This is a genomic window from Arenibacter sp. S6351L (assembly GCF_023016025.1).
Classification (GTDB): domain Bacteria; phylum Bacteroidota; class Bacteroidia; order Flavobacteriales; family Flavobacteriaceae; genus Arenibacter; species Arenibacter algicola_B.
The window spans coordinates 154,991-175,490 of sequence record NZ_JALKBB010000009.1 but is presented as its reverse complement, the minus strand read 5'-3'; the positions used below and the strand labels follow the sequence as shown (position 1 = coordinate 175,490).

Below are 20,500 nucleotides of genomic sequence, written 5' to 3'. Positions count from 1 at the left end.
AAGACTATTTCTAAATATGTTTCCTAATTTCGTGCACTTCCTTTATAATACTAAAAAATGTTTCCAACAAATATTAAATGAAATTGAATAGAAAACAATTTATCCTAAAATTGGTTTTGGGGTCCATTGGTTTTGTTGTACTCGATTCTTTCTGGTTGGAAACCAATTTTATAGAGTGGACGGAGCACGACATTTCTGAATCGGAATCCAACAAAATCAAAGCCATTCACTTGACCGACCTGCATTTGCACAGTATAAAATCGGTTCATAAGTCCATTGCCGAGCGAATTAACAAGGAGCGGCCAGACGTTATCTTTATTACAGGGGATTCTGTAGAACGGAACAAAAATCTACCGGTTTTAGAGGAATTTTTAAGCCTAATTGATATCAAAATTCCAAAAATTGCCATTTTGGGCAATAAAGAATCTTCAGGTAGAGTTGATTTGCAAAAACTACAGGACATTTATGATAATCATAACGGTATTTTGCTAATCAACGAAGCCTACCTATTCAAAACCAAAAACAGGGAAATTAACATTATCGGATTGGACGACTTGGTCCATGGCAATCCGGATTTTAGAAAATCGACAGAAGATATAGACAAATCGTTGCTTACTATTGTCCTTAATCATTGTCCAGTTTATAGGGAGCAAATAGACCTTGTCAGCAAAGAACAAGAAATTAAACCAATACTTATATTAGCCGGTCATACCCATGGGGGACAGATTACCTTTTTTGGAAAGCCCTTCTTTACACCCTTCGGAAGTGGGGATTACGTTAAAGGTTGGTACAACAACGAAATTTCTAAAATGTACGTATCAAAAGGAATTGGGACCACAAGGTTACCCATTCGGTTTGGAGCCAGGGCAGAGGCAAGCATTTTCTACATCTAGTTGCTAATTTTGCGAATGTAGCGCTATTCTGTTGCCTTCAGTATCCTTTACCAAAGCCATAAATCCATGGCCTTCACCTATTTCTTTCTTAGACTGCAAAATTGCGCCTCCAGCGCCCCCTACTCTATTCAACTCATTGGACAAATCTTTACATGAAAAATACAGTACCGGGCCTTTGGTGTCACTTGGAATGTACAAATCATGCTTTACTAACGACCCCATAGCTCCAGATTTGCCGGGTGCAGACGGAAACCAGCCCATTATTAACCCGTCCAGTTCATGGACAGAGATAGTAATATTAAACACCGTCTCATAAAACTTTTTGGCGCGTTCCATGTTTACAACTGGAATTTCGAACCAGCCGACCATATTACTTTCCATGACCGGGTTATTTTTCCATTATGGATTTTAAATTCCGAAGTCCCTCCTCAAAATCCTTACCAACAGCTTTATCCATGTTCATAAACAACATCATGATAGACATTGGGAACTTGTTCTTCCCATTAAATCCCCAGGTAACCTTGGTTTTTCCATTTCCTGATTCCTCCAAATCGATATAACTGCCTGAGGTAGAACTAAAAGGCTTCATGAATCGAAGCTCCCCTTCAACTCTTTTACCTTGAATTATTTTTGTTATTTCCTGTTCACCTTCACCCACATCCTTGTTGCCGTTCCAATAACTTATGGCCCCAACTTCCCCATCGACACCTGTGAATTTCTTTTCCATATTAGGGTCTTTTTTGGCCCAGGGAGACCACTCCTGCTGTTTCTTTAAATATTTAATATTATCAAAGACTTCGGCCTTTGGTTTGGAAATTTCAATGGATCGGGAAACATCATAACTTTTAGGAGCGATTAACGCCAGAACGGTAATCAATATAACCACCCCAATAATTATATAGAATAAAATAGCCATGTGCTTTTCTGTATTGGTTAGAGTTGTCCTAAATATACTGAAAATATCATTTTGTTCCATAAAATCTGGCCAAAACATCGTTCAAACTGCGTACCGATTTCTTGGTCCAATCCAATCTTTTTTCCAGTTTCTCATCTTCGGACAACCTCCAATTTATGTTCTCTTTACGCAATTGACTCGTTAGGGTGTGCAAAATTATTGCAGCTGAAACGGAAATATTTAAGCTTTCGGTAAACCCGACCATAGGTATTTTTAAGTAAGAATCTGCCTTTTCCAATACTTCCCTACTCAACCCATCGCGCTCGGTACCAAAAAATAATGCAGTCTTACCGTCAAACTTAAAACTCGTAAGTGCACAGTCATTCCCATGGGGTGTTGTGGCCACAATCTTATACCCTTGTTGCCTTAGAGTATCAATACAATCCGTTGTGGTATTGTATCTTTTTAAATCTACCCATTGTTGGGCCCCCATAGCAATGTCCTTGTCCAGTCGCTTGCCGAACTTACTTTCTATAAGATGGGCCTGCTGTACCCCAAACACATCGCAGCTTCTTACCACCGCACTGGTATTGTGCATTTGGTAAACATCCTCTATGGCAACCGTTATATAATTTGTCCGTTCTTCCAGAATATCCAAAAACCGGGCTTTTCGCTCAGGGGTAATGAAACCTTCCAAATAATCAAGCAACTTGAGATCGACCATAATCCTAAGGTATTAAAAAAGAAAACGTTTAATTTTACAAATATTACTATATTCTGGCACAATGAAAAAAATAGTAGTTTTAACCGGCGCAGGAGTCAGTGCGGAAAGTGGAATTAACACTTTTAGGGATGCGGATGGCCTATGGGAAGGTCATGATGTCACGGAAGTGGCCACACCCCAAGGTTTTCAGAGGAATCCTGATTTGGTGCTCAATTTTTACAATGAGAGAAGAAGGCAATTGTTAAAAGTCTTCCCCAATTTGGCCCATAAAGCTTTGGTGCGCTTGGAGGACCATTTTGATGTTAGCATTATTACCCAAAATGTGGATGACCTGCACGAACGGGCTGGCAGCTCCAAGGTAATTCATTTGCACGGAGAATTACTTAAGGCTAGGTGCAGTCATAATCCCAACAAAATAATTGACTGGAAAACCGACCTCAAAATTGGTGATCTTTCAGAAGCAGGAAAACAATTGCGCCCCCACATTGTATGGTTTGGAGAGGAAGTACCATTATTGGGAGAAGCTGCCAATATAACACAAACAGCCCATATTTTGATTGTAATAGGAACCTCGATGCAAGTTTATCCAGCAGCCAGTTTAATACATTATGTATCCAGCGACACCCCTATTTACTTTATAGACCCAAAACCTAATATAAGTAGAACCGATTTTAACGGACTCACTATAATACAGGCGAGTGCCGTAAATGGGGTGCCCCAATTAGTTTCGGAATTAATTGAAAGGGAATCCTAAATTTGACTGTCCGGAGTTATACCAGCGTAAAATACTTTGCTCAGTTAACCGGATGTTTAAAGTTCTTTTTATATTTATTTCTTAGATTAATAACAGGTGTATAAAACAACACCAAACTGACAATCCAACAAAAAAATTAATATTTAGGTGTATTTGTGACCTACTTAGAACTCTATAACGCCCTTAACTACGTTGATCATTCCAGGACCAAAAGAATGGAAATGTCCAACCTTGTACTAAACGATCCATCCAGTATTGCACCTCTAATGGAAATTGCATTTCAAGTGGATGACCCTGTTTCCTGTAAAGCATGCTGGGTTTTGGAATTTACTGCCAAAAAACATTTGGGCTACCTCTTTCCTAGTATGGATATTTTTGTCCTTAATATTGGTTCGGTGCATTTGGATCCAGCGGTAAGACCCGTAGCAAAAATATGTGAGATACTTATGAAGTCCTACTTTCAATTGAAGGAAAACAAAACCCGTGATGCACTCCATGAACAGCATTTGGAAAGCATAACCTCCGCTTGTTTTGATTGGCTTATAGGTGACCATAAAGTAGCGGCCCAAGCATATTCTATGACAAGTCTTTTGTTATTGGGCAGGAAGTTTAGCTGGATCCATCCGGAATTGCGCATGATACTGGAACAGAACTATCAAAATGGCAGTGCAGCTTATAAGGCAAGGGCAAGGATGACCTTAGCTAAACTAAGGTAGGCAAAGGCTTTTGTACAAATAAGAGAACAATCTTCCGCTTCACTTTTAAACTCTTTAACTTATAGCTATCTTTGCGCTTTTCCAAAATCAATCAAATAGCATAAGATGTCATTAAACAAATTAAACGCCATATCCCCTATTGATGGCAGATACAGAAACAAGATAGATTCCCTTGCCTTATATTTTTCTGAAGAGGCACTTATAAAATATAGGGTGCGCGTGGAAATTGAATATTTTATAGCACTATGCGAAATTCCACTTCCTCAGCTTTCAAATTTTGACAATTCAAAATTTAATGATTTGAGGAAAATCTATATTGATTTTAACTCAGAGGACGCCATGGCCATTAAGGAAATTGAAAAGGTAACGAACCATGATGTAAAGGCCGTTGAATATTTTATAAAAAAGGAGTTCGACAAATTAGGCTTGGAGTCCCATAAAGAATTTATCCATTTTGGACTTACCTCACAAGATATAAACAACACTGCTATTCCACTTTCCATTAAAGAGGCCATGAACGAGGTTTATGTACCCCAATATTTGGAGGTATTGAACAAGTTAACGGCTTTGGTCAAGGAATGGGAAGCTGTACCAATGTTGGCAAGAACACATGGACAGCCTGCATCCCCCACCCGCTTAGGAAAAGAGATCGAGGTATTTACTGTTCGTTTGGAAGAGCAATTCAATCTACTCAACGATATTCCCAGTGCTGCAAAATTTGGTGGAGCAACAGGAAACTATAATGCCCACAAGGTTGCCTACCCCCAAATTGATTGGAGGAATTTTGGACAAAAATTTGTTCAGGAGAAGCTTGGCCTACACCATTCCTTTCCAACTACGCAGATAGAACATTACGACCACATGGCTGCTTTGTTCGACTGCCTCAAGAGGATCAATACGATTATAATAGATTTGGACAGGGATTTTTGGACCTATGTTTCCATGGACTATTTTAAACAGAAAATAAAAGCTGGTGAAGTGGGATCTTCCGCCATGCCCCATAAGGTAAACCCTATCGATTTTGAAAACTCCGAAGGGAATTTGGGTATAGCCAATGCCATTTTCGAGCATTTATCGGCCAAACTTCCCATTTCCAGGTTGCAGAGGGATTTAACCGATAGTACGGTGCTTAGAAACGTTGGCGTGCCTTTTGGGCATACACTTATAGCCTTTCAATCTACATTAAAGGGATTGAATAAACTATTATTGAATAAGGAGAAGTTTGAACAAGACCTAGAAAATAATTGGGCAGTAGTAGCTGAGGCAATCCAAACCATTTTAAGGCGCGAGGCCTATCCCAATCCGTATGAAGCATTGAAGGGCTTAACACGTACCAATGAGAAGATTACACAGCAGTCCATTTCCAATTTTATCGATACTTTGGAAACAACGGAAGAAATAAAATCCGAATTGAAACAAATTACCCCAAGTAATTATACGGGTATTTAAAGAATACCCTATTACAACATACCTAATAAAGGGTCAAAATAAAACCTCTTTTAAATATAAAGCAATCTAGAACCTAATAATTATAGCCTAGATTGCTTTTTTTATTGACAATTCAAAGGGACTAAACTTACCCTTTCTTTTGTATCTCTACCTGATGTGGGTATGGTATCTCTATACCTGCTTTATCCAGTGCTAGTTTACAGTTTTCCAATGTCTCAAAATACACCGTCCAATAGTCTTCGGGTTTACAAAATGGACGTACGGCAAAATTCACGGAACTATCCGCCAACTCCGATACGTTAACCGATGGCGCAGGGTCTTTCAACACCTTTGAATTGGATTCCAATACCGCTAATAATACTTCCTTGGCCTTCTTGATATCCTCACCATATCCAATACCAATGGTAGTGTCCACCCTCATCTTACCTTCGGCAGTATAATTTATAATATTGCCATTGGCCATGGCCCCATTGGGCACAATGGCCAACTTATTTTGAGGTGTTATAAGTTTTGTAGTGAAAATTTCAATTTCCTTTACGTTACCCAACACTCCCTGTGCCTCTATTAAATCTCCAATTTTGTAGGGCTTAAAAATCATAATCAAAACCCCACCGGCGAAATTGGACAATGAGCCCTGCAGCGCTAGGCCAACAGCCAAACCGGCCGCTGCGATCACAGCGGCGAAAGTGGTTATATTTATCCCTAACTGGCCAATGACCACTAAGATTAAAAATATTTTAAGGACCCATGATACCATACTGAGTAAAAAACGTTGTAGGGATTCATCGTATTTACTGCTGTACATTACCTTTCTTGTACCTCCAATAATTCTTTTAATAACCCATAATCCAATAATAAAAATTAGCAATGCGGTTAGCACCTTAGGTCCGAATTCCTTTGCCAATTCCATTCCGTAATTAAGCCATTCTTCTGCTTTTTCCATGATAATATATAGTTAGTGTTTTTGTAAGTACTAATATAGAAAATAAAAAAACTCTTGAAATTGCTTACCACAAGACCCGCCAAATGGAAATCTTTGGACCCAAGAATTAAGTGCTTGTTAGACTCTTAATTAAACACCAAGGAAATACTTATAATCCGGTTATAAAGTTGACTGTCCTAAAATATAACCCATAAAAAAAGCCCTGAATTGCCGTTTGGCCGCACAGAGCTTTAAATCAATATTGACTATGAATTATATAATTTTTTATTTAACCTTTTAAAAAATTTCCGATTTCACCCAAGCCTTCACCTTTATAATCCGATTTTTCAACAGCCTTCATAAATTGGACCAATTTGGCTGGGTTCATATTTTTGCCCAAAACCCGGACCAGCATAAAACCCTTATCCTCACTATCACCATAGATGATTACCTCATCAATGGCATCATCATCACCCAAATATCTTACGGAAGCTTTGCCGTAACTGGTGTTCATTTTCATCAGCTCCGTAAATTTGCCATTTTTTAGGATGGCATTGATATTCGCTTTTTCCTTTTGAAACTCATTATGGTTATCCTCAGTTATTTTAAACGCCAGAATATTTAGTTTTTTTAATGACCCAAGTGCTTCCCTTTGGTCATCGGTTAAATCGGCCTTCTCCATATTTAATAAGCTTACCGGCAGATCGACGGATAAAAAATTTGGATTATCCGCATTGTCCACATAATATTCCTGTAGACTTTGTGTTGACGAACATGCAGACATTGCCAAGATCAGCAACATTGCCCAGGCCAATTTTTCAACTCTTTTTTTCATTTCCTTTGTTATTAAGCTTTGATCAACAAGGGCAATGGTCTTTTTATTGAACCACTACCCTAGTCTACTATTACTTGTTCTTACCTGCCTTATTTAACTCGGAAGGCAAATTCATCTTTTGGGTTAAAGATCCAATCTTGTTGAGATCTATATCCCCGGTCAGCGATAGCAATACCGTTTCAAATTTCCTATCATTGATTTCCACGTTCCCATTTTTTATACCGGTAACAAACATTAGCAATTCGCTTACATGGTCTTCATCCTTTCCGCTCTTGATGTAAAACTTTACGTTGGCATCCTTATCCTTTACCCTCATAAGTTCCTGTAACGAGGAGGATTTTAAATACTTCTCCATGGTAATCTGCATGTCTGAGGAAATCTTTTTATCCTCCGTAATAAAAACCTTTAAATTTTTCAGATTTTGGGCTATATCCATAAAATCCTGAGCCTCTTTATCATCGACCTCAACGTTTATCTTGCTCAATAATTTAAACATACTTTCATTGACAACCACGGCACTTACATTGTCCAAATCTTCAAATTTATCGAACATGGATTGCGAAAACCCAATAAAAGGCAACACGGCTACTAATACTATTATGATATTCTTCTTCATCTTTTTTAATTTAATTTTTGTTGTAGATTTTTTGTTTTGTTACTTCAAATTCCCTTAAATAAGCTACTTTCTCGGTTCCCTTACCAAGATTGGTGGCCAAAAGACTTAATGCCTTTTTGGTTTCCTGATAGGCGTATTCCGCTTCTCTCTGTTCTTGATAGCTTTTTCCAAAATATATTCCAAATATTAGAATGCTTACAGCCGCAACGGAAATCCACTTTATATAACTTTTTTTTCTGGGTTTTAGCGGAACCTGTCCAGTAAACTTCTCTTCCTTGGCAATGGAAAAATACTGAAACATTGGGGCATATTTCTTTAAGTGTAAAGGAACATCTTCCTTTGCAAAATATTCCCTCAACATTTCTTCTTCGGCAACAGTAGCAGTTGCTTCAAAATACCTTTCCAATAATTTTTCTATATTACTTAATTCCATAATTGTGCTTTTGAACTAATTTTTCCCTCACTGTTTTTCGCGCCCTGGATAAAGCTACCCTAACCGCTGTAGCATTCATACCCAACAGATCCGCTATTTCTTCAAATTCATACTGTTCCACATCCCTTAACTGTAAGACCATTTTTTGTTGTTCCGGCAATTCCTCCATGATTCTTTCTATCCAACTTAGACTATCACTAACCTCCACCTGATTTTGTAGTGAAACATTTTCATCCCTGTAATTGCTGTGCACCAATTTCAAGTTTCCAGCCTGTTTGGATTTAAGTCGGTCTAAGCAAAAATTCTTGGTCATCATCATGGCATAAGCCTCCACATTGTTATAGCCTTCCATCATCTTATTCTTGGACCATAACTTCATTAGGATTTCTTGTGTGGCATCCTCAGCTTCTTCTTTAGAGACCAATAAACGCTTGGCCAGTCTATAAAGTTTATCCTTAAATGGTAAAACCACATTTAAAAACTCAGTTTGCTGCATTTTGGTTTAGTTGTTTTATAATCCTGAATAACGGGCCTACAATAGCAAGACGACTTACATCGAATTTTGTTACAATTAGTTTTCAATTCATTACAATGTAAGTAAATTAGCGCAACGGAAACCAAATTGGCAATATTACCGTATATAATTAAAATCGTTCCCCAAAACTGATTCATACTTTTTTAATGGAATGATATTTGTAAGCCACTACTAGTTATATTTTGGCCGTTATATTAAAGATTATGAAGAAGTATTTATTAGTTTTTTTAGTATTGAGTTTGTTCCTCACTAGTTGTAGCAAGAATGATGACCCCCTGGTTGCTGAGGAAATAGAAGAAATTATTCCTACCCCGGAAGCAGAAATAGATGTAACCGTCCAAAACTTTATGTGGCAGACCATGAATACCTATTATTTTTGGCAAAGTGATGTAGCTGACCTAGGGGATTACCGTTTTGCATCCTATGATGATTATGTGTCATTTTTGGAAACCGAGGAAAACCCTGGAACATTTTTTGACGAAAAATTACTTTACACGGAAGACCGCTTTAGTTTTTATTCCGATGATTATGAAGAATTGACACAATCTTTTGCAGGTATATCCAAGAGTAATGGTTTGGAATTCGGGTTGAGCTTATTTGTGGATAGTGATGATGTTTATGGATATGTGCGCTACATTGTACCTAATTCCAATGCCTCCACCAAAGATATCCAAAGAGGGGATATTTTTACCGGTGTAAATGGCACATCCCTTAACTTGGATAATTATATAGATCTGTTATTTGGTGATAGTGATACCTACACCTTAAATATGGCAGAAATCTCCAATAATGTTATTACCAACACAGACAGGGAAGTTTCCTTGACAAAAGAAGCCAACTTGACCGAAAATCCAATCTTTATCAACAAGGTATTGGAAACGGGAGGTAAAAAAATAGGCTATTTAATGTACAATGGCTTTACCAACGAGTTTGACGAACAATTGAATGCTGCCTTTGGCGAGTTCAAATCTGCCGGCGTTACGGATCTAGTATTGGATCTAAGGTACAATCCAGGTGGATCGGTCAATTCGGCCCGATTATTATCCAGTATGATTTATGGCACTTATACCAATAGTGTTTTCCTGAAGGCCAGGTATAATGTAAAGCTGCAATCGGAGTTTAAGGACGCCGACCTTATTGAATATTTTGCCGACGCAACGGACAACAATACCCCTATAAATACGTTAGGCCTAAGCAAGGTTTATATCATTGCAACCGGTAGTAGCGCATCGGCAAGCGAATTAGTTATGAACGGCCTGGACCCCTACATAAATGTAATCCATATAGGGACCACAACGACTGGGAAGAATGAATTTTCGGTTACCTTTGTAGACGATTTTGAGAATGGCAATGTTTACGACCCAGATAGGGAAGATAATATCAACCCCGATAATCATTGGGCCATTCAACCATTGATAGGACGAAATGAAAATGCCAATGGCTTTTCTGAATATACGGACGGACTTTCACCTGATATTTTATTAAGTGAGGATCTATCCAATTTAGGCGTATTGGGCACTATGAATGAACCCCTGTTGGCCAAGGCCATTGCCGAGATTACAGGAACTACTGCAAAAATAGATTTTACAGTGGATATGCCGGTTAAATTGGTAAGTAGTTCCAAAATGTTCACAAAGATCAAGGATAATATGTTTATGGATATCAAAAAACCCTTAAACTTGAAAGAAAAACAGTAGCCAGTGCTCTGTATAAGGTGCCGCTTTAGCCTACAAAGATTAACATAGGCTGATCAATATAATGTGCGACACAATTAATAATACAATTACATTATGAAAAAAATCCTAGGCCTACTCTTAATAACCATAGTTCTTTCCTGTTCGGATAAGGATGATGACGCATTCGTCTATCCAAAGGAATCAACTGTGCAGAACTTTATGTGGCAAGGCCTAAATCTCTGGTATTTTTGGCAGGCGGATGCCCCCAATTTAGGGGATAGCAGATTCACCACTAATGACGACTATGTGGCCTATCTTGAATCCTATACCGATCCAGAGGAGTTCTTCTATCAAACCTGTTACAAGCACACTAATATAGTGGGCAGCAATTCTGCCATTGATAGGTTTAGTTTTGTTGAAGATGATTACGAAACACTCGTAAATTCCCTGAGTGGTGTGTCTAAAAGCAATGGACTTGAATTTGGCCTGGCGCGCAATGAGGGCAGTACGGATCTTTTTGGATACGTACGATATATAATCCCAAACTCCGATGCTTCCAACAAAGATATAGCCAGAGGGGATATTTTTACTAGAGTGAACGGGGTTCAACTCACTGATGCCAATTATATAAGCTTACTTTTTGGGAATTCAAACACCTATACCCTTGGTATGGCTGATATTTCTGGTACTGTAGTTACAGATAATGATAAGGAAGTAACATTAACTAAGTCCGAAGGATTGCAAGAAAACCCAATATTGGTAGCGAAGACCGTAGAGGTCAACGGAACCAAAATTGCCTATCTAATGTACAACGGTTTTACCAGTGGCTATAATGAACAATTAAATACGGTTTTCGGACAGTTTAAAACGGCAGGGGCAACGGAATTGGTACTTGATCTTCGTTACAACCCTGGAGGTTCGGTAAACAGTTCCAGATTATTGGCCAGTATGGTATATGGTACCAATACCAGCGAATTATATGTAAGACAACGATGGAACGATAAAATACAATCCATGCTGAATAAGGAGCAATTGGAGGATTATTTTGCAAATAAAACAGACTCTGGAACAGCTTTGAACAGTCTAAACCTTAGCAAGGTATATGTTCTGGCAACAGGAAGTTCCGCATCGGCCAGTGAATTGGTCATGAACGGACTGGCACCCTATATTAATGTTTTTCATATTGGCGAAACTACCAGGGGCAAGAACGAATTTTCCGTTACCATGGTAGACGATATAGACAATGACTATATCTATAGATCCGACAGGGAAAATAAAATAAATCCCAGCAATAGGTGGGCAATGCAGCCGCTTATGGGGAGAAATGAAAATTCTGACGGATTTTCGGACTATACCTCTGGCCTGGCGCCCGATGTTGTTTTAAAGGAAGATCTTGCGGATCTAGGGATTTTAGGGGATATAAACGAACCCTTATTTGCTAGGGCAATCCAAGAAATTACAGGTGCAAGTGCGAAGAGGGACTTTACTGTAAAAATTCCGGTAAATGAAATATCCAACTCCAAAATGTTTACGGCCATAAAAGATAATATGTATCTGGACAAACCTGTTGATATTACTTTTCAATAAGCCCTACACTTGAATTAATAGTATACACAAACTATAAAACAGAAACCCCTCTTTTACTAGGTCGCTACCATGTAAAAGAGGGGTTTCTGTTTCTTTAGGTTACAGCCGTTACCACTATTATAATTACAACTAACTAATTTAGTCACCGAACCTAAAGATAAAAACGCCTAATTAAAGTAAATACCACCAGGAATAATACCTACGGATAGGGTTTCTATGGCTATTTTGGTATTTAGATCATAAACCGTAAGTGTTCCATTACTGGCATAATCCCCTGCATCAGTACCGTATAATCTCCCATTGTTTATGACCATGGTATAAAAACTGACGCCTTCCAATGCTACATCCAGATCCAAACTTGTAGCGGACAAACTTTGTTTATATACCTTATCGCCTAATTTATAATACAAATCACCTCCGTCTAAATTTAAACCCCCTGGATGTTGCGTAGTTTCGAATTGGATATTGCTATCCACCTCATTGGAAGCGGTATTGATCTTGGAAAGTACCCCTGCAGTTTCATCCCCTGTATAAGCGGGTTTTCCTGAGGCCAGGACCCACAAATTTCCGGAGGCATCCAATTGCATGGAACTGGGCACATCCCCTACTGTAAGTGTTTTTACTACCTCATTGGAAGCGGTATTGATAACCGAAACCTTATTGTTCTGTCCCCAAGCACCCTGATGGGCCACATAAACCGTATTGTCCTTGGCCAAAATGGCCTCAGGGCCCAAAACTACGGATATGGTACCTTCCACAGTATAATCCTGAAGATTGATAATGGCTACGAAATCATCTGTTTCATCTGCGGTATCACCCCAGTTGGTAACGTATCCCTTGCCGTTGGCTTCAATAAAATACCTAGGGTTGTTCAATCCGTCAGTAATGCTAGCAATTTTTTCAAAAGTATATCTATTTACCACATTTATCTTGTTGGAGACATTGGCCACTATAAACGCCTCATCCTCCGTGAATCCTATAGACTGTACAACATTGCCAAGATCCTCATCATTCGTCATTTTATAAATTTCGTTACTCACTACGGACAGATCCTCGGAAATAAAAGTGACCGTTCCCGTACCATTACTAAAGGGACCTTCATTGGAAACCAATATTCCATTTGCGTAATCGCCCATAGGCTCTTGAATCTCCTCATCATCATTGGAACATGACCAGGTAAGACCGATAGTCAACAAGGATAAAAATACATTTCTAATCTTCATTTGTTTTAGCTGTTTTTAAAATTTAGTAATTAATTGTAATTGAAAATTTCTATTGGGCATAGGCCTATAGGCCACATTCTGATAATCTTTATTAAACAAATTGTTCACCCTAACCCCTATAGTAAATTTAATTTCGGGAATGTCGGGCCAATGGTAATCCATCCCTATATTGCCAATGGTATAAGAGGGCAAACTATCACTGTTATCTGTGGTAGTGTAGACCGAACCATTATATAAAAATTGATAAAAGGCTACCAACTTCTTATATTGATAGGCCACGTTTGACCTCAACAAATGCTCCGGCACATACAGTAATTGATTTTTTGTTGAATTGTCTATAGATTTGGTAAAGCTATATTCACTTTCCCAGGCCACATTTTGGTTCTCCCATTTCTTCTTCCAATCAAAACCCAGTTCTAATCCATATTGGGAAACATCCTGAACATTCATTGCCATCCAAATTCCTTGTGCATTGGGTCGCCATTGAATTAAATTATCGGTTGTTATGCTATAGGCATTTAATGAAAGTGCTATGTTTTTCACTGCAACCGTCTGACCAAGTTCCACCTGCCAAGAGGTTTCCGGCAAGACCTCCAAATTACCGCTAGCCCCGGCACCTGTCCAATAAAGATCATTGAAGGTGGGAATTCTATGGTTTTTGGACGCATTAATAGCCAAGGTGTAGTTTTTGGCTACTTCATAACTACTGTTCAATGAAAAAAGAAAAGGACTATCAAAATCGCTGACCACTTCTTGTCTCAAGTTTACACCGTAACTCAATTTATCCGAAAGTTCATGGGAGAATAGGAAAGTGCCCGAAACAAAATTTCTTTGGGCATTTTCAATAGAAGTCCCTTTGGCCCATATGGAAGAAAAATCAATAATCCCATTTAAGGTAATTTTCTTTAATTGATATTTATAATCGTAGTTGGCAAGGACGGTATTGGCTTGCCCAAAACTAAACTCCTCCCTTTGCTTATTTGGGAAATATCGATAACGCTCATATAAATGCCCCACTTTTAAACGAGAGACCTTACGTTCGTTAAAGCTGCTCAACTCTATGAGCGACCTGTGATTTAAATCCCTATAATTTTCATCGGCCGGGGCCGTCAAGGTCCCGGAAAAATCCCTGTCCCCACTAAAGGTGTTGTGGTACAACTTTATAATTTGCTGATCGGACAAAATAATGCCAATATTGGCATTTAAATTAAATTGATCATAAGCACCGTTCTCATTCCTTAAATTAGTACCCAAATACTTATAATCGTTATCTGAAGCTATGTGGTTGATTCCGATATGAAAAGACGTTTTTTCTTTGCCAAGAGAAGTATTAAAAGCAAGTTTGCTGGTATTAAAACTACCATAACTTGTCTGTAAACTATTTTTCCAGCCGTTATTAAACCTAAAGCTATCGTTTAAAAGAATAGTGCCCCCAACGGCCCCACTCCCGTATTGCACCGAGCCCCCGCCACTTCTGACCACCACATCCCCATAATTCCCTGGAATTAAAGTATTGAAATCTGTCTGGCCGGTAAGTTGTGAATTTATATTTATCCCGTTCCAAACAACAGCGGTCTGTTGGGCGTTGGTACCCCGAAATGAAGCTGAAGAGACCATTCCATAACCATTTTCCTTAAAATACATATTGGAATTATACCTCAATAAATCGGTAAGTGATGTGCCGCTTTTTTGATAAACGGAATCATTGACAACCCTAACTTTTGTTCCTTTTGAAAAATGAAGCAGTTTGGCATCGCTCAAAACTACCTCGTCCAAAACAATAACGCTGTCCCTTTGCCCAAAAACCTGCGCAATGGCCAAGAGTACCAATGAAAATAAAAATATTCGCTTTTTTTCCATATCCAAGAAGACCCTTTGCCCGAAGATCTATTCTATTTAGTGATGAATATGGCAGGTCTCCTGACTTGCGTACTATCATTTACCTTCCCACCCCATAATTTAGGGCAGTGGTATTAGAAGAAATGATAGCCATCCAATAAACATGGATTAAGCTCACAGTTGCGGGAACAGTTTCGGAGTTTCACCGAATTCCCTTTTAATCCTATCCCCCAAACATTAGGGAATAGAAACCAAAATTCGCAGCGAAACTACTACTTTTTTTTGGAAGTATCACTGTCCTTTTTTCTATTTAGTTTATAGGCCAACCAGATAAAACCAACTATAAAATGTAAGACTATGACAGCGGCAATAATATATATTAGGGTGTTGGACTCTCCTCTCATAATTTTTTGATTTGCCCAAAAATAAATACTCTGGCCGCAATAAATTATGACCATTGTTAGGCTTTTAGAAATTTTGATTCAAGAAATTAATGCTACTTTTGAATTTTTAAACAAACCTTTAGCCTCTTGAACAAAGCCCTTCTTTATCTACTCCTTCTATGTATTTGTTCTTGCAAACAGCCTAAAAAGGAGAATATTTCCAGCGCCGTTTTATCGCAGCCCATAACCATAGATTATGCCCAAGGATTTACAATTGAGAGGACAACATCCGATATAACCATTATTAAAGTATCCTCACCTTGGCCAGAATCGGAAGATAGTTTTACCTATGCTTTGGTGCCTAAAGAAAAATTGGCCAGCATTACCTTGGACAAAGACGCCTATAACGCCATAATAGGTGTTCCGGTAGAAAAAATGGTAGTTACCTCCACAACCCATATCCCTGCACTGGAGGCTTTGGGAGAAGCTGATAAATTAATAGGATTCCCAGATACGGAGTACGTATCTTCCCCAATGACCAGAAAAAGAATAAATGAGGGATTGGTGCAGGAATTGGGCAACAATGAATCCTTAAATTCAGAAATGGTGATTGCCTTAAACCCCGAAGTAGTGGTAGGTTTTAGCATTAACCACGAAAACAAGGCCTACGAAACTATTCAACGATCCAATATTCCCGTAGTGTACAATGGGGATTGGACAGAAGAAACTCCCTTGGGAAAAGCGGAATGGATAAAATTTTTCGCCCCATTTTTTCAAAAGGAAAAAGAGGCGGATAGTATTTTCAAATCCATTGAGGACAATTATAATAATGCCAAGGCCTTGGCAAAAAAGGCAAATAACAGACCTAAAGTTTTAAGCGGAGCCCTTTATAAGGATATATGGTACCTGCCGGGCGGAAAAAGCTGGGCCTCCAAATTTATAGAAGATGCAAACGCTGAATATTTATGGAACAGCACCTCCTCCACCGGAAGCCTATCTTTAAGTTTAGAAAGTGTAATTGAGCGGGCTTATGATGCCGATTTTTGGATCTCCCCTTCACAATTTGGCAGCTATTTGGAACTAAAGGAAGCCAACCAGCATTATGCCCAATTTTCTGCTTTCAGCAATAAGAAGGTATATACCTATGCCAATTCCACAGGGGAAACAGGGGGATTGCTCTATTTTGAACTGGCACCAAACAGACCGGATTTGGTACTAAAAGACCTTATCCAAATTTTTCACCCGGAGCTGCTTCCCAACTATACGCCCACCTTTTTTAAACCCTTGGATTAAGTGCTGCAACTAAAAACATATAGAATCTATTTTATCCTCCTGCTATTGGTTATGTTGGTTTGTTTCATGATGAACATCAGCTTGGGCTCCGTATCCATTCCCTTAGAGGACACATTGAACGCTATAATGGGCAGACCTACCAAGGTGGATTCTTGGAGCTATATTATTTGGAACTACCGAATTCCCAAAGCGTTTACCGCCATTTTGGTAGGTAGTGGTTTGGCCTTAAGTGGTTTGTTGATGCAGACCTTATTCAGAAACCCCTTGGCCGGTCCCTTTGTATTGGGCATAAGCGCGGGCGCAAGTTTAGGTGCTGCCCTATTAATTTTAGGGTCCGCCCTATTCTCCGGGATATTTGCCTTCGGCATGGTAAATGATATTTCCTTGGCATTGGCATCCAGTATCGGTAGCTTTCTGGTACTATTGGCCGTTATGGTAGTTGCATCCAAGGTAAAGGATACTATGGCACTACTTATCATAGGCCTAATGTTCGGTAGCATTACCACTGCAGTAGTAAGTGTGCTATCCTACTTCTCCACGGCCGAAAAATTACAGCAATATGTATATTGGTCTTTTGGAAGCATTGGTAATTTATCATGGAATCAGCTTTTGTTATTGTTAATGATCATAGCGATTGGAATTTTGATCAGTATTTTTTCCATAAAATCTTTGAACGCATTACTATTAGGGGAAAGTTACGCCAGGAGTCTGGGCGTAAACATGAAGCAATCCCGGTATGCTATAATTGTTGCCACAGGATTATTGGCCGGTGGTGTAACCGCTTTTGCAGGCCCTATTGCCTTTATAGGCCTGGCAGTTCCACATTTGACCCGACAGATTTTCAATACCACCGATCATAAAATTTTGGTACCGGCCGTGTTGATTTACGGTGCCATTTTAATGCTGATCTGCGATACAATTGCACAAATGCCCAATTCGGCCAGTGTTTTACCCATTAACGCCATAACATCCATCATTGGGGCGCCAGTGGTTATTTGGCTGCTCTTGAGGAAAAGGAAAATGATTTTTTAATTTCCGATCAGTATCGGGCAGCGGTAGAGTAGCTTCTATGAATAAGTAGCCTAAAAAGAGATATTAAAACAGGAAAAACCAATAACTTAGCAACAAAAATTCACCTCAGATAGATACAAGTACTCCCCATATCGCCCTAAAAACGGAAAACCTGAGCATAGGTTATACCAACAAGAAGCAACAGTCCTACATTGCCCGGGATATTGATTTTTATCTAGTTAAAGGTGAACTTGCCGGCATTGTTGGCGTTAATGGTATTGGGAAGTCTACTTTATTGCGAACCCTTGGCAATATACAGCCCAAATTATCCGGCAGTATCACTTTAGACAGAGTTCCTTTGGAACAGCACACTATAGCCCAACTGGCCGCTGAAGTAAGTGTTGTACTAACAGAACCCATCGCTTCCAAAAATTTAACGGTGCTGGAACTCATCAGTCTAGGTCGGCAGCCATACACCAATTGGATAGGGACCCTTACCGAGGATGATATGGAAAAGATCTCCTTGGCATTGGACATGGTCCAGATGTCAGAATTAAAGTCTAAAAAGTGTTACGAACTTAGTGATGGACAATTACAGCGGGTAATGATCGCTAGGGCCATAGCCCAGGACACCCAGCTAATTTTACTGGATGAGCCTACGACACATTTGGATCTATACCATAAGGTCCAAATATTGAAATTGCTCAAATCTATTGCCCATACAACAAAAAAGACCATTCTCTTTACTACCCACGAAATTGAAATTGCCATCCAGCTGTGCGACAAAATGTTGATATTGGAAAAAAACCAGAGTACCTTTGGATCACCTTGCGAATTGATAGAAAAGAAAAGTTTTGAAAATCTTTTCCCCGCAGACATTATTATTTTCGATGCACAAACAGGTTCTTTTAGAGTTAATAAGTAATAAAAGTCAACATCACTTTTTTTTAACACAATCCACTATCTTTACAGCAAAGATCAATAACTAAATGAATGAATTGCTAGTATATGCAGTCCTTGCCCTAGTAGGCCTTGCCATTGGATATTTTCTAGGGAATTATATCCAAAATCTAAAAACGAAATCCAGTCAAAGCGCCCTTTTGGAGCGGGAACAACAATTGAGAACAAACCTCAGCACCTTGGAACAGAGGCTTATTGATGCAGAAGAGCATAAAACCCAATTACAATCCGAAAAGGAGCAATTGGGGAATAGAATTGTCCGCTATCAGGCGGAAATGGAGAATTTAGACCTTAAAAATCGGGAACAAAAAGGGGAAGTAGAAAAATTACAGGAAAAGTTTACCAAGGAGTTCGAGAATTTGGCCAATAAAATTTTAGATGAAAAAAGCACCAAGTTTACAGAACAGAATAGGGAAAACATTAAAAACATATTAACTCCTTTACAAGAGAAAATAATTCTTTTTGAAAAGAAGGTCGAGGACAGTCAAAAAGAAAGTGTAGGCATGCATTCCGCCCTAAAGGAACAATTGGCCAATCTTCAAACTCAAAATCTTAAAATCACCCAAGAAGCCGAAAACCTTACCAAAGCCCTAAAAGGGGACAGTAAAATGCAGGGCAATTGGGGCGAATTGGTATTGGAACGAGTTCTGGAGAAGTCGGGTCTGGAAAAAGATCGGGAATATACGGTACAACAAAGCTTTACCCGTGAAGACGGAAGCCGAGTGCTGCCCGATGTTATCATAAACCTGCCCGATGGCAAAAAGATGATCGTGGATTCCAAGGTTTCCCTTACAGATTATGAACGATATGTAAATGCCGAGGATGAACTGAAGGAGAAATTTCTAAAAGATCATATCAATTCCCTGAGAAGGCATGTGGACCAACTTTCTGCCAAGAAATATGAGGACCTTTACGAAATGGAGAGCCCGGATTTTGTACTCATGTTTGTTCCTATAGAACCTGCATTTGCCATTGCAATAAACAACGATAACAACCTGTACAACAAGGCATTTGAACAGAATATAATCATAGTAACCCCTTCCACCCTATTGGCTACCTTACGTACTATTGATACCATGTGGAACAATGAAAAACAGCAACGCAATGCCATTGAAATTGCACGTCAGGCAGGAGCCCTATATGATAAGTTTGAAGGCTTTGTTGGGGATTTGATGAAAGTTGGCAAAAAAATGGATGAAGCTAAGTCCGAATACAAGGGAGCAATGAACAAATTGGTCGATGGCAGAGGGAATATAATTACCAGCATAGAGAAATTAAAGAAAATGGGCGCCAAGGCTAAAAAATCCATCCCTGAATCTCTCCTGAAAAGAGCTCAGGATGATGATGACGAGAATGAGGAACCTTTGACCTTACTATAGTTAACTTAAACAATCAGTATGAAAAAAATACTCGGATTAACCCTGCTCGGCCTGGTCTTAGTGATGACCGCCTATTTTTTATTTGTATATTTTGTTCCCTATAGCGAAGGTATCCGCTCAGGGGAACTTATAAAAATAAGCAATAAAGGAGTACTTATAAAAACATGGGAAGGCGAGATTAGCCAAGGAATATCGGGCGCACAAATATTTTCCTTTTCGGTTTTAAAGGACGATGTAATTGCCAAGTTAAAGGAATATCAGGGATCTTATGTTAAAGTGACCTATATAGAGCGTTACAGGACCTTCTTTTGGTTGGGAGACACCAAATATTTTGTCACTTCTGTAGAAAAGGAAAACTCTCCACACTTAAACTAAAA

General features: G+C 39.0%; 21 protein-coding genes and 1 riboswitch. Of the genes, 11 read left to right on the top strand and 10 right to left on the bottom strand.

Going from position 1 to position 20,500, the window contains the following annotated elements:
• Nucleotides 1-77 precede the first annotated feature (77 nt).
• Nucleotides 78-893, top strand: coding sequence for a metallophosphoesterase (locus tag MWU82_RS10095; RefSeq protein WP_247096274.1), 816 nt, complete (start codon nucleotides 78-80; stop codon nucleotides 891-893).
• A 3-nt stretch (nucleotides 894-896) separates the two neighbouring features.
• Here MWU82_RS10095 and MWU82_RS10090 read toward each other — a convergent pair whose 3' ends face one another.
• Genes MWU82_RS10090 through MWU82_RS10080 form a run of 3 tightly spaced genes read right to left on the bottom strand, consistent with a single transcriptional unit; the run spans nucleotide 897 to nucleotide 2,512 of the window.
• A complete protein-coding gene (locus tag MWU82_RS10090; protein WP_247096273.1) occupies nucleotides 897-1,274 on the bottom strand; it encodes a VOC family protein in 378 nt (125 codons plus the stop codon).
• 7 nt (nucleotides 1,275-1,281) lie between these two features.
• Nucleotides 1,282-1,809, bottom strand: a complete 528-nt coding sequence (locus MWU82_RS10085; RefSeq protein WP_247096272.1) for an SRPBCC family protein — start codon at nucleotides 1,807-1,809, stop codon at nucleotides 1,282-1,284.
• A 46-nt stretch (nucleotides 1,810-1,855) separates the two neighbouring features.
• Nucleotides 1,856-2,512 (bottom strand): RNA methyltransferase, encoded by a 657-nt coding sequence (locus MWU82_RS10080; protein WP_247096271.1) that lies wholly within the window; start codon nucleotides 2,510-2,512, stop codon nucleotides 1,856-1,858.
• Between the two features lie 61 nt (nucleotides 2,513-2,573).
• On the opposite strand from MWU82_RS10080, the gene MWU82_RS10075 reads away from it, so the two are divergent.
• From MWU82_RS10075 to purB, 3 genes are all read left to right on the top strand, one after another.
• Nucleotides 2,574-3,266: an NAD-dependent deacylase gene (locus MWU82_RS10075; RefSeq protein WP_247096270.1), complete on the top strand. Its 693-nt coding sequence runs from the start codon at nucleotides 2,574-2,576 to the stop codon at nucleotides 3,264-3,266.
• 155 nt (nucleotides 3,267-3,421) lie between these two features.
• A complete protein-coding gene (locus MWU82_RS10070; RefSeq protein ID WP_247096269.1) occupies nucleotides 3,422-3,982 on the top strand; it encodes an adenylosuccinate lyase in 561 nt (186 codons plus the stop codon).
• Nucleotides 3,983-4,087: 105 nt separating this feature from the next.
• Nucleotides 4,088-5,431 (top strand): adenylosuccinate lyase, encoded by a 1,344-nt coding sequence (gene purB / locus MWU82_RS10065; protein WP_215947467.1) that lies wholly within the window; start codon nucleotides 4,088-4,090, stop codon nucleotides 5,429-5,431.
• A gap of 127 nt (nucleotides 5,432-5,558) precedes the next feature.
• On the opposite strand, the gene MWU82_RS10060 is transcribed toward purB, so the two are convergent.
• The 5 genes from MWU82_RS10060 to MWU82_RS10040 all read right to left on the bottom strand — a co-directional run bounded on the left by MWU82_RS10060 (nucleotide 5,559) and on the right by MWU82_RS10040 (nucleotide 8,733).
• Nucleotides 5,559-6,374: a mechanosensitive ion channel domain-containing protein gene (locus tag MWU82_RS10060; RefSeq protein ID WP_215947468.1), complete on the bottom strand. Its 816-nt coding sequence runs from the start codon at nucleotides 6,372-6,374 to the stop codon at nucleotides 5,559-5,561.
• A gap of 268 nt (nucleotides 6,375-6,642) precedes the next feature.
• Entirely contained in the window at nucleotides 6,643-7,188 is a 546-nt protein-coding gene (locus MWU82_RS10055) for a DUF4252 domain-containing protein (RefSeq protein ID WP_215947469.1), read from the bottom strand.
• A 70-nt stretch (nucleotides 7,189-7,258) separates the two neighbouring features.
• Nucleotides 7,259-7,804 carry a DUF4252 domain-containing protein gene (locus MWU82_RS10050; protein WP_247096268.1) on the bottom strand — a complete coding sequence of 182 codons (546 nt, stop codon included), beginning with the start codon at nucleotides 7,802-7,804 and terminating at the stop codon, nucleotides 7,259-7,261.
• A gap of 10 nt (nucleotides 7,805-7,814) precedes the next feature.
• On the bottom strand, nucleotides 7,815-8,237 hold the full coding sequence (locus MWU82_RS10045) for a hypothetical protein (RefSeq protein WP_215947471.1): 423 nt from the start codon (nucleotides 8,235-8,237) through the stop codon (nucleotides 7,815-7,817).
• Nucleotides 8,224-8,733 (bottom strand): RNA polymerase sigma factor, encoded by a 510-nt coding sequence (locus tag MWU82_RS10040; protein ID WP_215947472.1) that lies wholly within the window; start codon nucleotides 8,731-8,733, stop codon nucleotides 8,224-8,226. Before MWU82_RS10040 ends, MWU82_RS10045 begins: the two co-directional genes overlap by 14 nt.
• Nucleotides 8,734-8,975: 242 nt before the next feature.
• Here MWU82_RS10040 and MWU82_RS10035 point away from each other — a divergent pair, with 242 nt between their 5' ends.
• Both MWU82_RS10035 and MWU82_RS10030 read left to right on the top strand, forming a co-directional pair.
• The gene (locus MWU82_RS10035) at nucleotides 8,976-10,469 is read left to right on the top strand and encodes a S41 family peptidase (RefSeq protein WP_247096267.1); all 1,494 of its coding nucleotides are present in this window, start codon (nucleotides 8,976-8,978) and stop codon (nucleotides 10,467-10,469) included.
• A gap of 93 nt (nucleotides 10,470-10,562) precedes the next feature.
• The gene (locus MWU82_RS10030; protein WP_247096266.1) at nucleotides 10,563-12,035 is read left to right on the top strand and encodes a S41 family peptidase; all 1,473 of its coding nucleotides are present in this window, start codon (nucleotides 10,563-10,565) and stop codon (nucleotides 12,033-12,035) included.
• Between the two features lie 167 nt (nucleotides 12,036-12,202).
• Here MWU82_RS10030 and MWU82_RS10025 read toward each other — a convergent pair whose 3' ends face one another.
• Together MWU82_RS10025 and MWU82_RS10020 are read right to left on the bottom strand one after the other, a co-directional pair.
• Nucleotides 12,203-13,258, bottom strand: a complete 1,056-nt coding sequence (locus MWU82_RS10025) for a DUF5074 domain-containing protein (protein ID WP_215947475.1) — start codon at nucleotides 13,256-13,258, stop codon at nucleotides 12,203-12,205.
• A gap of 15 nt (nucleotides 13,259-13,273) precedes the next feature.
• Complete coding sequence (locus MWU82_RS10020; protein WP_215947476.1) at nucleotides 13,274-15,118, bottom strand: TonB-dependent receptor; 1,845 nt, start codon at nucleotides 15,116-15,118, stop codon at nucleotides 13,274-13,276.
• Between the two features lie 32 nt (nucleotides 15,119-15,150).
• A riboswitch (cobalamin riboswitch) is annotated at nucleotides 15,151-15,368 on the bottom strand.
• Between the two features lie 259 nt (nucleotides 15,369-15,627).
• Here MWU82_RS10020 and MWU82_RS10015 point away from each other — a divergent pair.
• The 5 genes from MWU82_RS10015 (at nucleotide 15,628) to MWU82_RS09995 (ending at nucleotide 20,498) form a co-directional block, all read left to right on the top strand.
• Nucleotides 15,628-16,773, top strand: coding sequence for an ABC transporter substrate-binding protein (locus tag MWU82_RS10015; RefSeq protein WP_247096265.1), 1,146 nt, complete (start codon nucleotides 15,628-15,630; stop codon nucleotides 16,771-16,773).
• A complete protein-coding gene (locus tag MWU82_RS10010; protein ID WP_247096264.1) occupies nucleotides 16,774-17,805 on the top strand; it encodes an iron ABC transporter permease in 1,032 nt (343 codons plus the stop codon). It abuts the gene before it with no gap.
• Between the two features lie 109 nt (nucleotides 17,806-17,914).
• Nucleotides 17,915-18,709 carry an ABC transporter ATP-binding protein gene (locus MWU82_RS10005; RefSeq protein WP_247096287.1) on the top strand — a complete coding sequence of 265 codons (795 nt, stop codon included), beginning with the start codon at nucleotides 17,915-17,917 and terminating at the stop codon, nucleotides 18,707-18,709.
• Between the two features lie 64 nt (nucleotides 18,710-18,773).
• Nucleotides 18,774-20,123, top strand: a complete 1,350-nt coding sequence (gene rmuC / locus MWU82_RS10000; protein WP_215947478.1) for a DNA recombination protein RmuC — start codon at nucleotides 18,774-18,776, stop codon at nucleotides 20,121-20,123.
• An 18-nt stretch (nucleotides 20,124-20,141) separates the two neighbouring features.
• Nucleotides 20,142-20,498: a 6-phosphogluconate dehydrogenase gene (locus MWU82_RS09995; protein ID WP_247096263.1), complete on the top strand. Its 357-nt coding sequence runs from the start codon at nucleotides 20,142-20,144 to the stop codon at nucleotides 20,496-20,498.
• The last annotated feature ends 2 nt before the right edge of the window (nucleotides 20,499-20,500 follow it).

Coding starts and splice junctions, on each gene's coding strand:
- MWU82_RS10060 (WP_215947468.1), bottom strand. CDS start 6,374: ATGGAAAAAGCAGAAGAATGGCTTAATTACGGAATGGAATTGGCAAAG.
- MWU82_RS10035 (WP_247096267.1), top strand. CDS start 8,976: ATGAAGAAGTATTTATTAGTTTTTTTAGTATTGAGTTTGTTCCTCACT.
- MWU82_RS10050 (WP_247096268.1), bottom strand. CDS start 7,804: ATGAAGAAGAATATCATAATAGTATTAGTAGCCGTGTTGCCTTTTATT.
- MWU82_RS10095 (WP_247096274.1), top strand. CDS start 78: ATGAAATTGAATAGAAAACAATTTATCCTAAAATTGGTTTTGGGGTCC.
- MWU82_RS10045 (WP_215947471.1), bottom strand. CDS start 8,237: ATGGAATTAAGTAATATAGAAAAATTATTGGAAAGGTATTTTGAAGCA.
- MWU82_RS10075 (WP_247096270.1), top strand. CDS start 2,574: ATGAAAAAAATAGTAGTTTTAACCGGCGCAGGAGTCAGTGCGGAAAGT.
- MWU82_RS10090 (WP_247096273.1), bottom strand. CDS start 1,274: ATGGAAAGTAATATGGTCGGCTGGTTCGAAATTCCAGTTGTAAACATG.
- purB (WP_215947467.1), top strand. CDS start 4,088: ATGTCATTAAACAAATTAAACGCCATATCCCCTATTGATGGCAGATAC.
- MWU82_RS10030 (WP_247096266.1), top strand. CDS start 10,563: ATGAAAAAAATCCTAGGCCTACTCTTAATAACCATAGTTCTTTCCTGT.
- MWU82_RS10080 (WP_247096271.1), bottom strand. CDS start 2,512: ATGGTCGATCTCAAGTTGCTTGATTATTTGGAAGGTTTCATTACCCCT.
- MWU82_RS10055 (WP_215947469.1), bottom strand. CDS start 7,188: ATGAAAAAAAGAGTTGAAAAATTGGCCTGGGCAATGTTGCTGATCTTG.
- MWU82_RS10025 (WP_215947475.1), bottom strand. CDS start 13,258: ATGAAGATTAGAAATGTATTTTTATCCTTGTTGACTATCGGTCTTACC.
- MWU82_RS10085 (WP_247096272.1), bottom strand. CDS start 1,809: ATGGCTATTTTATTCTATATAATTATTGGGGTGGTTATATTGATTACC.
- rmuC (WP_215947478.1), top strand. CDS start 18,774: ATGAATGAATTGCTAGTATATGCAGTCCTTGCCCTAGTAGGCCTTGCC.
- MWU82_RS10020 (WP_215947476.1), bottom strand. CDS start 15,118: ATGGAAAAAAAGCGAATATTTTTATTTTCATTGGTACTCTTGGCCATT.
- MWU82_RS10040 (WP_215947472.1), bottom strand. CDS start 8,733: ATGCAGCAAACTGAGTTTTTAAATGTGGTTTTACCATTTAAGGATAAA.
- MWU82_RS09995 (WP_247096263.1), top strand. CDS start 20,142: ATGAAAAAAATACTCGGATTAACCCTGCTCGGCCTGGTCTTAGTGATG.